The organism is Terrabacter sp. Soil811 (assembly GCF_001429655.1).
In the GTDB taxonomy this organism is placed as follows: Bacteria; Actinomycetota; Actinomycetes; order Actinomycetales; family Dermatophilaceae; genus Terrabacter.
Genome location: NZ_LMSX01000010.1, coordinates 151,110 through 164,126, shown reverse-complemented (window position 1 = coordinate 164,126; position 13,017 = coordinate 151,110). Strand labels below are relative to the sequence as shown.

Below are 13,017 nucleotides of genomic sequence, written 5' to 3'. Positions count from 1 at the left end.
TCGATCGCCGTCTGATCCACATCGACAGCACGACCACCTGAATCCATAGAAGGAGCACGTCCATGGCTACCCGCACCGTCACCATCGCCTCCTCGGTGGGCCTCCACGCCCGCCCGGCCGCCCTCTTCGTCGAGGCCGCGAGCGCCTCCGGGCTCGACGTCGAGATCGCCAAGCCCGGCGAGGACCCCGTCGACGCGACGAGCATCCTCGGCGTCATGGCCCTCGGGGCCCGGCACGGCGAGGAGGTCGTCCTGACGGCCGAGGGCGACGGCGCCGACGAGACGCTCGACTCGCTCGTCGAGCTCCTCTCGCGCGACCTCGACGCGGAGTAACGAGCATGGCCGAGTCGGAGACCCGTTCGGAGACTCCTTCGGAGACCAGGCACGGCATCGGTGTCAGTCCGGGCACGGCGTACGGACCGGTGGTGCAGGTCGCACCTCCGGTCCGGCCGCCGGCCGACGAGACGGCGGTCGACGACCAGGAGGCGGCGCTCGCCGACGTGCGCGCGGCCTTCGAGTCGGTCGCCGTCTCGCTCGAGGAGCGGGCGACCCGGGTCGACGACACGGCCCAGCAGATCCTCAAGGCGACCGCCCTCATCGCCCGCGACAAGGGCCTCGTCAAGGCCGCGGCCAAGGAGCTCGCCGCCGGGCACGGTCGGGCGCACTCCATCGAGAACGCCGTCGAGACGTATGCCGCCCAGTTCGAGGCGCTCGGCGGCTACTTCGCCGAGCGGGTCGCCGACCTGCGTGACGTCGGGTCACGCGCGGTCGCCGCGGTGCTCGGGGTCCCGGCCCCCGGCGTACCCTCCTTCACCGAGCCCAGCGTCATCGTCGCCGAGGACCTCGCGCCCGCCGAGACGGCGACGCTCGACCGGCGGCTCGTCGTCGGGATCATCACCGAGGCCGGCGGCCGGACGAGCCACACGGCGATCCTCGCCGCGCAGATGGGCATCCCCGCCGTCGTCCAGCTGGCCGGGGCCACCGAGATCGCCCCGGGCACGCCCGTCGCGCTCGACGGCGACACCGGTGAAGTGACGATCGACCCCGACATGGAGCTCGTCACCGCCCAGCGGGAGCGGGCGGCGCGTCGCGCCGAGGCGCTCTCGCACCTCTCCGGGGCCGGTCGGACCTCCGACGGCGCCGAGGTCGCGCTGCTCGCCAACATCGGTGGCGTCGAGGACGCCGTCGCTGCCGGCGCCCAGGACCTCGAGGGCGTCGGGCTCTTCCGCACCGAGTTCGTCTACCTCTCGGCGACGAAGGCCCCGACGGTCGAGGAGCAGACCGAGATCTACCGCGGGGTCTTCGCGCCCTTCGAGGGCCGGCGCGTCGTCGTGCGCACCCTCGACGCCGGCGCCGACAAGCCGCTCAAGTTCGCCGACCTCGGGCCGGAGGAGAACCCCGCGCTCGGGCGTCGCGGCCTGCGGCTCTCGGCCGAGCGGCCCGACCTGCTCGACGCCCAGCTCGAGGCGCTCGCCATCGCCGCCCGCGAGACCGGGGCCGACGTGCGCGTCATGGCCCCGATGGTCGCGACGGCGGAGGAGGCGGCGTGGTTCGCGCGCCGCGTCCGCGAGAACGGGCTGCCCAAGGCCGGCGTCATGATCGAGGTGCCCGGCGCAGCGCTGCGGGCCCACGACGTGCTCGGCGAGGTCGACTTCGGCTCGCTCGGCACCAACGACCTCGCTCAGTACACGATGGCCGCCGACCGCATGCAGGGCGCGCTGTCCGACCTGCTCGACCCGTGGCAGCCGGGCGTCCTCGACGTCGTCGGGCTCGCGTGCGAGGGGGCCGCCCGAGCCGGCCGCCCCATCGGGGTCTGCGGCGAGTCAGCCGGTGACCCCCTGCTCGCCCTCGTCCTCGTCGGCCTCGGGGTCTCGTCGCTGTCGATGGCGCCGAGCAAGGTGCCGGTCGTGCGCCTGGCCCTGTCGCTCCACTCCGTGGCCGAGTGTCAGGACCTCGCGGCCGCGGCTCGCGGGGCGCGCACCGCCATCGACGCCCTCACGGCCGTGCGCGAGGCCGCGCGGACGGAGCTCACCGACCTGCTCTGAGCCCGTTGCCCTGAGACGACCTGGGCCGGGTCGTGGCCGCTAGCGCGGCTGCGACTCGGCGAAGGTCTTGAACGCCTCCATCATCGACAGGCTCTGCTTCGGGAAGCTCTTGGCAAGCACGAGGCCGACGACCTTCATGACGCCGTGGAACTCGAAGTCGTTGTGGGTCACCCAGCGCGTGGCGTCGGGACCGGCCTCGTGGAACTCGTTGCGCGTCGTCGAGTGGACGCCCTTGGCGTCGTAGGTGCCCTCGAACGCATACGGCAGGTCCCGGCGCGTCACGGTCTCGACCATCTCGAGGGTGCCGCGCCCACGCCGGAAGGTCAGCCGCGACTGGGCTCCCGGGTGGCCCGGCTCGCCGTGGATCGGCTCGAACGAGACGAGGCCCTCCTGCCACTTCGGCAGGTTGTCCGGGTCGTCGAAGAGCTCGATGAACCGCGCCCGCGGCACCTGGACGACGACCTCCTGGGTGAACTCCATGCGCGAACCGTACTGCCGCGGCCCGTCACGCGGGTCGAAGCGTCACGCGTGACCCGGCTCGGAGGCCGTGGCTGTCGGTTCGGGGCCGGCCCCCATCCGGCCGGCGACGCGTGCCGTGAGGACGGCCGTGATCGGGATGCCGAGCCAGAGCCAGGCAATCGTCGTCGATGACCCCAGGACGCCGCTCAGCTGAGCGTCGTTGAAGAGGTAGAGGTAGAGCGTGAGCAGCCCGACCTGCCCGGCCACGAGCAACGAGCGACTGCGTTCGTTGCGGCGCTGGTCGGCGTAGGCGGGCGGCGGGTTGAGCCACAGGGCGATGACGACCGCCGCAACGACCGCGATCTGGGTCACGTGGTCCATCCACGCGTCCGGCCAGAAGCTGTCCAGGTGCAGCACGACGAAGGGGACCACGACGAGCACCATCAGGGCTCGAGGCTGGAGACCCGCCGTCCGGCCGGTCACGACCATCGCCAGCACGGCGACGGTCACGACGGCCTCCACCTGGCCCGGAGCCGCCCAGGCCGTGGGAGAGGTGTCGGACGCGAAGGCGATCCCGATCAGGGCGGGGACCAGCCAGAGCCCCGCCGCGAGCCAGAGGTAGAGGCCTGCGCTCAGAGCGCGTCGAACCAGCAGCTCGGCCAGGGCCGCGAGAAGGATGACGCCCGCGATGACGACCTGCACCCGCTCGACGTGGTCGATCACCCAGTTGGGCAGGCCGAAGAAGGAGCTGGTGTCGGCCGAGGGCACGACGGTCCCCACCACGGTGATCGCGACGAGCGTCGCGAGGGCCGCCACCTCCATGATGCCGACGCCGAGCGAGACAGCGGCGAGCCGCGGCGGGAAACCGCCCGCAGCCAAGGGGCGACGCGCACTCCATGCGGCGACGGACACCATCAACCCGGCAACGAGCGCGGCATGCAACCAGGACAGGGGCTGGTCGACGCGAGGTCGCCAGAAGACCTCTCCGCCGAGGAATCCACCCGTCACGTGGAGGTAGAGCCCTGCGAGGAGCAGGAGCTTGAGGACCACCGCCGCGATCACCGCCTGCCGGGTGACGCGCCAGCGCAGCAAACGGCCGGTGCGCTCCCGCTGCCCCTCGACCGAGGTAGCCAGGGCGAAGATCGTCAGCAGCGACAGGAGGATTGACGCCGCCGGAGCGAGGCTGCGGCCTCGGATCGCGGCGAGCGCCTGGTCGACGTCCGAGCTCCGGACCGTGGCGACGAGTGCCATGACCGCAGGCGCGGACGCCAGGGAGCAGCGCGCGGCCTCGTGGTTGCGCCCTCCCGCTGGCAGCGTGAGCGCCGCTGCAGTGCAAGCGAGTCCGAGTGCGACGAGCCACAGCCGCGCCGACCCCAGGGACAGGGCGTCCATGGTGAAGAGGACGATGATCAGTGCGGCGCCACTCAGCACGACGCGCTGAAGTGGGGCAGAGCGTACGGCACCGATGCTGATCGTCACCATGACCACGCCCAGGGCAACCACGGTGACGATCGACTGCCACGGCCAGTACGTGTCCCCGCTGATCTCGTTGAGCACGGCGCGTCCGCGCCAACCGGTGGCGATCATGAGGCACAGCAGTGCTGCCCAGGCATGACCCAGGAGCACCACGACCCTGACGGCGCGCTCGAGGTTGGACGTGCCCACCCGGAGCGCTCTCGCCCGGAAGCCGTCTCCCAGCCGGGTGCGAAGTCCCACCTGCGTCATCACCCCATGGAACCGCTCACGCCACGCGTCCGCAGGACATTGGCTGGGATCCGCTCCCGGCCAGTGCGCTCAGCGGTCAGTGCGTGCCTCGAGGATCACGACGTCGGCGTCGGTCTCCACCAGTCGCGCGGGCTCGAAGCCGGCGGCGACGAACAACGCGTCGAACTCCGCCGCCGTGCGCTCGCGCCCACCCGGCAGCACGAGCATGTTGAGGTCGGACAGGGCCGACTCGAGCTCGTGGCCCGGTCGGTCGAGCACGAGCTCAACGACGAGCACCACCCCGCCCGGTGCGAGCGAGCGGCGGCAGGTGCGCAGGATCTCGACACACTTCGTGTCGGACCAGTCGTGCAGCACCTTCTTGAGCAGGTATGCATCGGCAGGCGGGACCGCGTCGAAGAAGCTGCCCGCCGCGACCGACCACCGGGACGCGACCGACTCGCTCGCCGTCGAGGGCGGCCCGGCTGGTAGCGCCTGGGGAAGGTCGAACACCGTGCCGTCGAGGTGCTCGTGGCCGGCCAGGACGGCCTCGAGCAGCGCCCCGAGCCCGCCGCCGACGTCGACGACCGAGGTCAGCCCCGTGAAGTCGTATGAGCTCGCCACCGCCGTGGCCACCCTCGACGTCAGAGCCGCCATGGTGTCGTTGAAGACCGCGTTGGCCCGCGCGTGGGAGGCCCGGTAGGTCCAGACGTCCTCACCGTGCAGGGGCCGAGAAGGCGGTGTCGCCCGTCCGGACGCTGTGGGTGAGGTGACCCCAGGCCGCCCACGTCGCCGGGTCCTGGAGCGTGCGGGCCAGGGGGCGCAGCGAGCCGGGGGCATCGGTGCGCAACCCGGCCCCGAGCGACGTTGCGGTGTAGGTGCCCTCGGTCGACACGGCATACAAACCCAGTGCGACGAGCATCCGCATGAGCCGGCTGAGAGTGTCCTCGTCCGCCCCCACGCGTGCGGCGAGCTGTGCCAGGGACATCGACCCGGACGCCAGCTCGTCGCTGAGCCCGAGCTCGGCGGCCGTGCTGACGGCCGCCGACGTCCGGAAGCCGATGATCATCGATCTGAGGTCACGGGTCGCGTCCATCTCGCCATCGTCCTCCGGAAAGGGGGCGGCGGACGGACTCGGCATGGCCCGATACGTCCGCAGCCGTGTCAGGCGCTGGGGGCACGGAGAGGCGGTGTCGCATCTTCGTGGTGACCACCCTCATAGGTCCGGAACAGTTGGACGCCAAGGCGGCTCGATAGAATCGAGGTGGACGTCGACACCGGCGCCCACGCGGCAAAGGAGCTCGGCATGAGCACGTCCAGCCTCTTCATGGATCGGGTCCGTCTCGAGGACGGGTACCACGAGGACGACCTTCCCTTCATCGAGCACGCGCTGAGCCAGCTGTTCAGCCAGCTGGAGCGCTTCGACCCGTCGATGGTCCACATCGGGCTGCGGGTCAAGGACCGCGGCCAACCGGGCATGCACACCTCCGTCGAGGTCTGCATCAGCGGTCTGCCGACGGTGATCGGCGTCTCCCACCTCACCGACACCAAGGCCGCGCTCAACGACGCCGAGACGAAGGTCGTGTCCCAGCTGCGCGAGGCCGCCGACCGACACCACGACCGCCGCCCTCGCCAGCCGCGCCACTGACGCGGCGCTGACTCGGCACTGACTCGGCACCTGACTCGGCCGAGACGCGCTGTCGCTCAGTCGGATCCGGCGGAGAGGACGTCGGCGAGGTCGTAGCTGACGGGCTCGTCGAGCTGGTCGAAGGTGCACGACTCGGGGGTGCGGTCCTCACGCCACCGGACGAACTGCGCCGTGTGCCGGAAGCGCGTGCCCTCCATGTGGTCGTAGCGCACCTCGACGACCCGCTCGGGCCGCAGCGGCACGAAGGAGAGGTCCTTCTGGTTGTTCCAGCGGGAGTACTCAGACGACCGCGGAGTGCGTACGCCGCCGGTGTCCTCCGTGGGAGCAGCCCAGTTCCACGGGTGCTCGTCCCATTCGGCGACGAGCGGCTGGAGCTCCGCGAAGAGCTCCTTGCGGCGCGCCATGGGGAAGGCGCCGATGACACCGACCGAGGCGAGCTGCCCGTCCTCGCCGTAGAGCCCGAGCAGGAGCGAGCCGATGGCGTCGGGCCCGCTCTTGTGGACCCGGTAGCCGGCGACGACGCAGTCGGCGGTGCGCTCGTGCTTGATCTTGAACATGAGGCGCTTGTCGGGCTCGTAGGCGATGTCGACCGGCTTGGCGATGACCCCGTCGAGCCCGGCGCCCTCGAACTGGGTGAACCAGCCCTGGGCGACGTCGCGGTCGGCGGTTGCGGCGGTCAGGTGGACCGGGGCCTCGGCCGTGGCGAGGGCTTTCTCGAGCGCGGCCCGGCGCTCGGCGAAGGGCTTGTCGAGGTAGGACTCCTCACCGAGTGCGAGCAGGTCGAAGGCGATGAAGGACGCCGGGGTCTCGGCGGCGAGCTTCTTGACGCGTGAGGCCGCCGGGTGGATGCGCTGCTGGAGCAGGTCGAAGTCGAGCCGGTCGCCGGACTCGGGCGAGACGAGGACGATCTCGCCGTCGATGACGCACTTGTCGGGGAAGTTGGCGAGCACCGCCTCGACGACGTCGGGGAAGTAGCGCGTCATCGGCTTCTCGTTGCGCGACCCGATCTCGACGAGGTCGCCGGAGCGGAAGATGATCGACCGGAAGCCGTCCCACTTCGGCTCGTAGAGCACGTCGACCTTGACCGCCGTGAAGTCCTTGACCGGCTTGGCGAGCATCGGGGACACGGGAGGGACGACCGGCATGCCCCACGTCGTGCGCAGGTCGGCGTCACGCTCCGCCTTGGGAGCCATGTACTCCGTATCCGCCTTGTCCTGGCGGCGCTTGCTCGGCTGGACGCGCGGCGGCTCGCCGGGCATCTTCGGGTAGTCGGGCGGGAAGTTCAGCTCGCCGAGCCCGCGCTCACTGACGTCCTTGTCCCACAAGGCGATCGCGGCCGCGACGTCGCCCAGCTCGTCGTCGATGCCGGCCCACGCGTCGCCGCGGTCGGCGACGAGCTGCGGCACGGTGCGCACCGTCAGATCCTTGGGGTCGACGGACCCGAGCTCGTCCCACGTCACCGGCGTCGAGACCGGCGCGCCCGGGAGCGGTCGGGGCGAGTAGGCGGAGGCGATGGTGCGGTCGCGGCAGGCCTGGTTGAAGTCGACGAAGATCTTCTCGCCGCGCTCCTCCTTCCACCACGAGGTCGTCACGAGGTCGGGGAGCCGCCGCTCGAGCTCGCGCGCGATGCCGATGACGCCGTGGCGCACGTCGAGGAACTCGTGCGTCGGCGCGACCCGCGCGTAGACGTGCACGCCGCGGTTGCCGGACGTCTTGGCCCACGCGGTCAGCCCGATCTCGGCCATCACCTCGCGCAGCGCGACGGCGGCCTCGACGGCGTCCTTGAAGCCGCGCCCCGGCTGCGGGTCGAGGTCGATGCGCAGCTCGTCGGGCTTGTCGACGTCGGCCGTGCGGACCGGCCACGGGTGGAAGGTGATGGTGTTCATCTGCGCGGCCCACACGGCGTCGGCGATCTCGTCGATGACGAGCTGCGGGTGCTTGCGGCCCGACGGATAGGTGCACATGACGGTGCGCGTGCCGTCGGGCACGCCCTTGGGCGGGTTCTTGGAGAAGAACTCCTCGCCCTCGATGCCCTCCGGGAAGCGCTGGAGCGTCACCGGCCGGTCGCCGAGCGCCCGGAGCATCGGGTCGGCGACGGCGACGAGGTAGTGCGCCATGTCGAGCTTCGTCACCGGCTGGCCGTCGGCCATCCCGGACGCCGGCCACAGCACCCGGTCAGGGCTCGAGACGCGGACCTCCCGCACGCCCGACGGGCTCGACGGACTGGGCGCTTCGACGACGACGGGCTTGGCGCTCACCCGCCGATCGTAGCCACGAGGTGTGACCACGGGACGGACCACGCGCTGTGCATTGGGTCAGCGGGTGACTCAGTTCTGCGGGAGCCGGACGAACCGGCCGTGAGTCACGGGGTGACCCAATGCACAGGGTGCCGACCGGGGCACCCTGCTCGCGGCACGCCCGGAGCGGGTACGTCCTGCCCATGACCCAGGCGCCCACGCTCCACAACCTCGGTGGCGAACGCTTCGTGCTGCTGACGACCTACCGCCGCAACGGCGAGCCGGTCCCGACCCCCGTGTGGGTGCTGCCCGACGCCGGCGCCGCGATCGTCAGCACCCCCGAGGGCGCCGGCAAGCTCAAGCGCCTGCGCCACGACCCGCGCGTCACGCTGCAGCCGTGCGACCGCCGGGGCAACGTCAAGCCCGACGCGCCCGTCGTCGAGGGCCGCGCCGAGATCATCCGCGACTCCGCCGCCTCCGAGGCCGTGAACCGCAGGCTCAGCCGCAAGTACGGCGTCGAGTTCCGGATCTTCATGGCGATCGAGTGGGTCGTGCGTCGCGGCAACAGCACCCGCGTCGTGGTCCGGATCACCCCGACCGACTGAGCGCGACGAGGGTCAGCTGCGCGCGACGAGGCTGACGACGTTCGCGAGGGCGATGAGCACCGCCGCGACGAACGGCAGCCGCCCGCGCCCCACGACGGCCACGACCGCGAGGGCCACGCACGCCGCGAGCAGTCCCAGCCCCGTGGCGTCGAGACCGGGGCCGTATGCCGCCACGACCGACCCGGCGAGCAGCACCGCGGGTGCCAGCCACCGCACGACCGGCTCCCCGAGCCGGTGCGGCAGCCCGCGCACCCCGGTCGCCTCGTCGTCGGCGAGGTCGGGCAGGGCGTTGAGCAGGTGGGCGCCCACCCCGAGCAGCGCCCCGGTCACGAGCACCCACGCCGGCGGCCAGACGGGGTGGGGGAGGGCGAGCGTGACGACGGCCGGCAGCGCGGCGAACGCGACGGCATACGGCAGCGGGGAGAGCGCGGTGCGCTTGAACCACAGGTTGTAGGCCCAGCCGGACGCGACGCCGAGGAGCAGGTGGACGAGGCCCGAGGCCCAGCCGCACGCGAGCGACAGCACGACGCACGCGGCCAGGGCGGCCGCGCAGGCGGCCCGGACGACCCGCTCGGTCACGGCGCCGGCGGCCAGGGGCTTGTCGGTGCGCCCCACGGCGCGGTCCCGGCGCGCGTCGACGAGGTCGTTGGACCACCCGATCGACAGCTGTCCGGTGAGCACGGCCGTGGTCACGAGGACGCCGCGACCCAGCGTGTGTCCGGCCGACCAGGCGAGCAGCGCCGTGAGCACGGTGACGGCCACGGTCGGGCCCGGATGGCAGGCGAGCGCCAGTCCTCGCACCATCCGCCGCACCGCCACGCGCCGAGCCTAGGTGTCCCCGGGGCCGAGCGCCCCGACGGCCGCTGTCCAACGTCGCCCCCCGGGTGCGTCGGCGACGCCTAGGCTGGCCGGGTGAGCCACCTAGCGGCCGTCCGCGGCGTCCTGCCCGAGCACAGCTACGCGCAGGCCGAGGTCACGGCGGCCTTCGCCGACGTGCTCGGATCGACGGGGTCCGACCGAGCGCTCCTCGAGCGATTCCACGCCAACGCCGGGGTGAGCCAGCGCCACCTCGCCCTGCCGCTCGAGCGCTACTGGCAGCTCGCGGACTTCGGCGCGGCCAACGACGAGTTCATCCGGGTCGCCACCGAGCTCGGCTCGCACGCCGTCACCAAGGCGCTCGCGGCGTGCGGTCTCACCCCGCGGGACGTCGATCTCATCGTGTCGACGACGATCACCGGCCTCGCCGTCCCGTCGATCGAGGCCCGGGTCGCCGCCGAGATCGGGCTGCGCGACGACGTGAAGCGCGTCCCGCTCGTCGGTCTCGGGTGCGTCGCCGGTGCCGCCGGTGTGGCCCGCGTCCACGACTACCTCCTCGGCCACCCCGCCGACGTCGCGGTGCTCCTCTCGGTCGAGCTGTGCAGCCTGACGGTCCAGCGCGACGACCGGTCGACCGCGAACCTCGTCGCCAGCGGCCTCTTCGGCGACGGGGCCGCCGCGGTCGTCATGGTGGGGGCCGACCGCGCCGCCGCGCTCGCGCCCGGCCAGCCGCGCGTCGTCGCCACCCGCAGCCGCCTCTACCCCGGGACCGAGCGCGCCATGGGCTGGGACGTCGGCGCGACGGGGCTGCGCATCGTCCTCGGCGCCGAGGTCCCCGACCTCGTGCGCGAGAACGTCCGCGACGACGTCGACCGTTTCCTCGCGGGCGAGGGCCTGACCCGCGCCGACATCGGCTGGTGGGTCGCCCACCCCGGCGGCCCCAAGGTCCTCGAGGCGATGCAGGAGGCCCTCGAGGTGGACCGCGAGGCGCTCGGCGTCACGTGGAGCTCGCTCGACCGCATCGGCAACCTCAGCTCCGCATCCGTGCTCCACGTGCTCGCCGACACCCTCGCCGACCACACCCCCGAGCCCGGCTCGTGGGGCGTGCTCATGGCGATGGGCCCCGGCTTCTGCCTCGAGCTCGTCCTGCTCCGCGCGGCCGACTGACAGGAGGCGCCGATGACCTCCCAGTGGCTCTTCACCGGCCTCGTCCTGCTCGTCGGGCTCGAGCGTCTCGCCGAGCTCGTCGTGTCGAAACGCCATGCGGCGTGGGCGTTCTCGCGTGGCGGCGTCGAGCGGGGCCAGTCGCACTACCCCGTCATGGTCGTGCTCCACACCGGGCTGCTCGTCGGTGCCGTCGCGGAGGTGTGGCTCGCCGACCGCCCGTTCGTCCCGGCCCTCGCCTGGGTCATGCTCGCGCTCGTCGTGGCCAGCCAGGCCCTGCGCTGGTGGTGCATCACGACCCTCGGCAACCAGTGGAACACCCGGGTCATCGTCGTGCCCGGCCTCCCGCTCGTCCGCCGCGGGCCCTACGGCGTCATCCCGCACCCGAACTACGTCGCCGTCGTCGTCGAGGGCTTCGCCCTGCCCCTCGTGCACACCGCCTGGGTGACGGCGCTCGTCTTCACCGTCGCGAATGCAGCGCTGCTCACCGTCCGCATCCGCGTCGAGAATGCCGCCCTCCGCGAGATCGCCTCTCCCGCAGACGCCCCCAGCGGCGCCGTGACGTGAGTATCGACGTCATCGTCATCGGCGGCGGACCCGTCGGTCTCGCCACGGCGTTGTATGCCGTCCGCTCCGGTCTGTCTCCCGTCGTCCTCGAGCCGCGGGCCGGCTCCATCGACAAGGCCTGCGGCGAGGGTCTGATGCCCGGCGGTCTCCAGGCGCTCGCCGGCCTGGGGGTCGACCCGGACGGACACGACCTCCGCGGCATCCGCTACGTCGCCCGCGGCCGGGTCGCGGAGGCGGACTTCACGGCCGGCCCCGGCCGCGGCATCCGGCGCACCACCCTGCACGCCGCCCTGAGCGAGGCCGTCGCCGCCGCCGGCGTCGAGGTGCTCCCGTTCGGCGCGACCGAGGTGACGCAGGACGACACCGCCGTGACCGTGCGCACCGACGACTCGGGTGGTGAGGGGCCGACACTCACCGCGCCCTGGGTCATCGCCGCCGACGGGCTGCACTCGCCGACCCGCCGCTCCCTCGGGCTCGACCGCGACCACACCACCGTCCGCCGCCTGTCGAGCGGGAGCGGGGGCGGAGGCGTCGCTCGGACCGCCGACACGCGCCCGCTCCGCCGCTACGGGCTGCGCCAGCACTACGGCATACGCCCCTGGGGAGACCACGTCGAGGTGCACTGGGGCGCGCACGGGGAGGCGTACGTGACGCCCGTCGCCGACGACCTCGTCGGGGTGGCGGTGCTCAGCAAGCAGCGAAACCCCCTGTCCGAGAGCCTCGCCGAGTTCCCGGAGCTGCGCGACCGCCTCGACGGGGCGCCGGTCGTGACGTCGGTGCGCGGCGCGGGGCCGCTGCGCCAGCGCACGACGCACCGCGTCGAGGGCCGCGTCCTGCTCGCCGGAGACGCGAGCGGCTACGTCGACGCCCTGACGGGAGAAGGCATCTCGCTCGGCCTCGCCCACGCGCGGGCGGCGGTCGCGGCGGTCGTCGCCGATGACCCGCAGTCCTACGAGCGGTCGTGGCGTGCGGCCACCCGGCGCTACACGCTGCTCACCCACGCGCTCGTCCAGGTCACGCGACCGGCCTGGACCCGGCGGCTGCTCGTCCCCGCCGCCGCGACACTGCCCCCGGTCTTCCGCGGCGCGGTCAACGAGCTCGCGAGGCCCGGCCGGTGACCGTCGTGACGCCGGACGCCGACGAGGAGCTCGTCGTCCTCGTCTCCCCGGACGGTGAGGCGATCGGCACAGCGCCCAAGGCGACGGTCCACCACGCCGACACCCCGCTCCACCTCGCCTTCTCCGTCTACCTCCTCGACGACGCCGGCTCGCTCCTCGTGACCCAGCGCGCCCTCGCCAAGGCGACCTTCCCGGGCGTCTGGACCAACTCTGCGTGCGGTCACCCGGCACCCGGTGAGCCGGTCGAGGACGCCGTCGGCCGGCGTGCGCGCGACGAGCTCGGCCTCGACGTGGACGACCTGCGCCTCGTGCTGCCCCACTTCTCGTACCGCGCCGAGATGGACGGAGTCGTCGAGTGGGAGCTGTGCCCGGTCCTCGTCGGCCGGGTCAGCGGGGTCGCACCCCAGCCAGGCCCCGACCCCGCCGAGGTCGAGGCGGCCGAGTGGGTGCCGTGGCGCGAGTTCGCCGCGGACGTCCTGTCCGGGCGACGTGAGGTCTCGACGTGGTGCCGGGAGCAGGTGGCCGAGCTGGCGGCCCTCGGCGCCGAACCGGCGGACTGGCCAACCGCCGACGCCGCCGACCTCCCACCCGCGATGTCCTCCCACACGACGCAACCCCCACTCGAGTGAGCACCCCGTCCCACTCGAGTGAGCGCTCC

14 protein-coding genes are annotated in these 13,017 nt (G+C 72.8%); 8 read left to right on the top strand and 6 right to left on the bottom strand.

Translation table 11 applies throughout. The annotated features are described in order from the left end of the window. The first annotated feature begins 62 nt into the window (after nucleotides 1–62). Both ASH01_RS18055 and ptsP read left to right on the top strand, forming a co-directional pair. Nucleotides 63–332, top strand: coding sequence for an HPr family phosphocarrier protein (locus ASH01_RS18055; RefSeq protein ID WP_020141825.1), 270 nt, complete (start codon nucleotides 63–65; stop codon nucleotides 330–332). Between the two features lie 5 nt (nucleotides 333–337). After that, complete coding sequence (ptsP, locus tag ASH01_RS18050) at nucleotides 338–2,044, top strand: phosphoenolpyruvate--protein phosphotransferase (protein WP_056779199.1); 1,707 nt, start codon at nucleotides 338–340, stop codon at nucleotides 2,042–2,044. Between the two features lie 39 nt (nucleotides 2,045–2,083). On the opposite strand, the gene ASH01_RS18045 is transcribed toward ptsP, so the two are convergent. The 4 genes from ASH01_RS18045 to ASH01_RS18030 all read right to left on the bottom strand — a co-directional run bounded on the left by ASH01_RS18045 (nucleotide 2,084) and on the right by ASH01_RS18030 (nucleotide 5,300). After that, entirely contained in the window at nucleotides 2,084–2,524 is a 441-nt protein-coding gene (locus tag ASH01_RS18045; protein ID WP_056779195.1) for an SRPBCC family protein, read from the bottom strand. A gap of 42 nt (nucleotides 2,525–2,566) precedes the next feature. Then, nucleotides 2,567–4,228 (bottom strand): hypothetical protein, encoded by a 1,662-nt coding sequence (locus ASH01_RS18040; protein ID WP_156415646.1) that lies wholly within the window; start codon nucleotides 4,226–4,228, stop codon nucleotides 2,567–2,569. A gap of 69 nt (nucleotides 4,229–4,297) precedes the next feature. Next, nucleotides 4,298–4,930, bottom strand: coding sequence for a methyltransferase (locus ASH01_RS18035; RefSeq protein WP_235509671.1), 633 nt, complete (start codon nucleotides 4,928–4,930; stop codon nucleotides 4,298–4,300). Further along, complete coding sequence (locus ASH01_RS18030; protein WP_056779174.1) at nucleotides 4,920–5,300, bottom strand: methyltransferase family protein; 381 nt, start codon at nucleotides 5,298–5,300, stop codon at nucleotides 4,920–4,922. Before ASH01_RS18030 ends, ASH01_RS18035 begins: the two co-directional genes overlap by 11 nt. 210 nt (nucleotides 5,301–5,510) lie before the next feature. On the opposite strand from ASH01_RS18030, the gene ASH01_RS18025 reads away from it, so the two are divergent. Continuing rightward, complete coding sequence (locus ASH01_RS18025) at nucleotides 5,511–5,852, top strand: hypothetical protein (RefSeq protein ID WP_235509655.1); 342 nt, start codon at nucleotides 5,511–5,513, stop codon at nucleotides 5,850–5,852. Between the two features lie 56 nt (nucleotides 5,853–5,908). Here ASH01_RS18025 and ASH01_RS23950 read toward each other — a convergent pair whose 3' ends face one another. Next, entirely contained in the window at nucleotides 5,909–8,110 is a 2,202-nt protein-coding gene (locus ASH01_RS23950; RefSeq protein WP_082619967.1) for an ATP-dependent DNA ligase, read from the bottom strand. Between the two features lie 182 nt (nucleotides 8,111–8,292). Here ASH01_RS23950 and ASH01_RS18015 point away from each other — a divergent pair, with 182 nt between their 5' ends. Then, nucleotides 8,293–8,694: a PPOX class F420-dependent oxidoreductase gene (locus tag ASH01_RS18015; protein WP_056779166.1), complete on the top strand. Its 402-nt coding sequence runs from the start codon at nucleotides 8,293–8,295 to the stop codon at nucleotides 8,692–8,694. 12 nt (nucleotides 8,695–8,706) lie between these two features. Here ASH01_RS18015 and ASH01_RS18010 read toward each other — a convergent pair whose 3' ends face one another. Further along, a complete protein-coding gene (locus ASH01_RS18010; RefSeq protein WP_082619966.1) occupies nucleotides 8,707–9,513 on the bottom strand; it encodes a UbiA family prenyltransferase in 807 nt (268 codons plus the stop codon). Between the two features lie 93 nt (nucleotides 9,514–9,606). Between ASH01_RS18010 and ASH01_RS18005 the strand changes: the two genes are divergently transcribed. The 4 genes from ASH01_RS18005 to idi are packed head-to-tail and all read left to right on the top strand — an operon-like array spanning nucleotide 9,607 to nucleotide 12,988. Continuing rightward, nucleotides 9,607–10,677 (top strand): type III polyketide synthase, encoded by a 1,071-nt coding sequence (locus ASH01_RS18005; RefSeq protein ID WP_056779161.1) that lies wholly within the window; start codon nucleotides 9,607–9,609, stop codon nucleotides 10,675–10,677. A gap of 12 nt (nucleotides 10,678–10,689) precedes the next feature. After that, a complete protein-coding gene (locus ASH01_RS18000) occupies nucleotides 10,690–11,241 on the top strand; it encodes an isoprenylcysteine carboxyl methyltransferase family protein (protein ID WP_056779160.1) in 552 nt (183 codons plus the stop codon). Then, nucleotides 11,238–12,359, top strand: coding sequence for an NAD(P)/FAD-dependent oxidoreductase (locus ASH01_RS17995; protein WP_082619965.1), 1,122 nt, complete (start codon nucleotides 11,238–11,240; stop codon nucleotides 12,357–12,359). The genes ASH01_RS18000 and ASH01_RS17995 overlap by 4 nt, the downstream gene beginning before the upstream one ends. Continuing rightward, entirely contained in the window at nucleotides 12,356–12,988 is a 633-nt protein-coding gene (gene idi, locus ASH01_RS17990; protein ID WP_082619964.1) for an isopentenyl-diphosphate Delta-isomerase, read from the top strand. Before ASH01_RS17995 ends, idi begins: the two co-directional genes overlap by 4 nt. The last annotated feature ends 29 nt before the right edge of the window (nucleotides 12,989–13,017 follow it).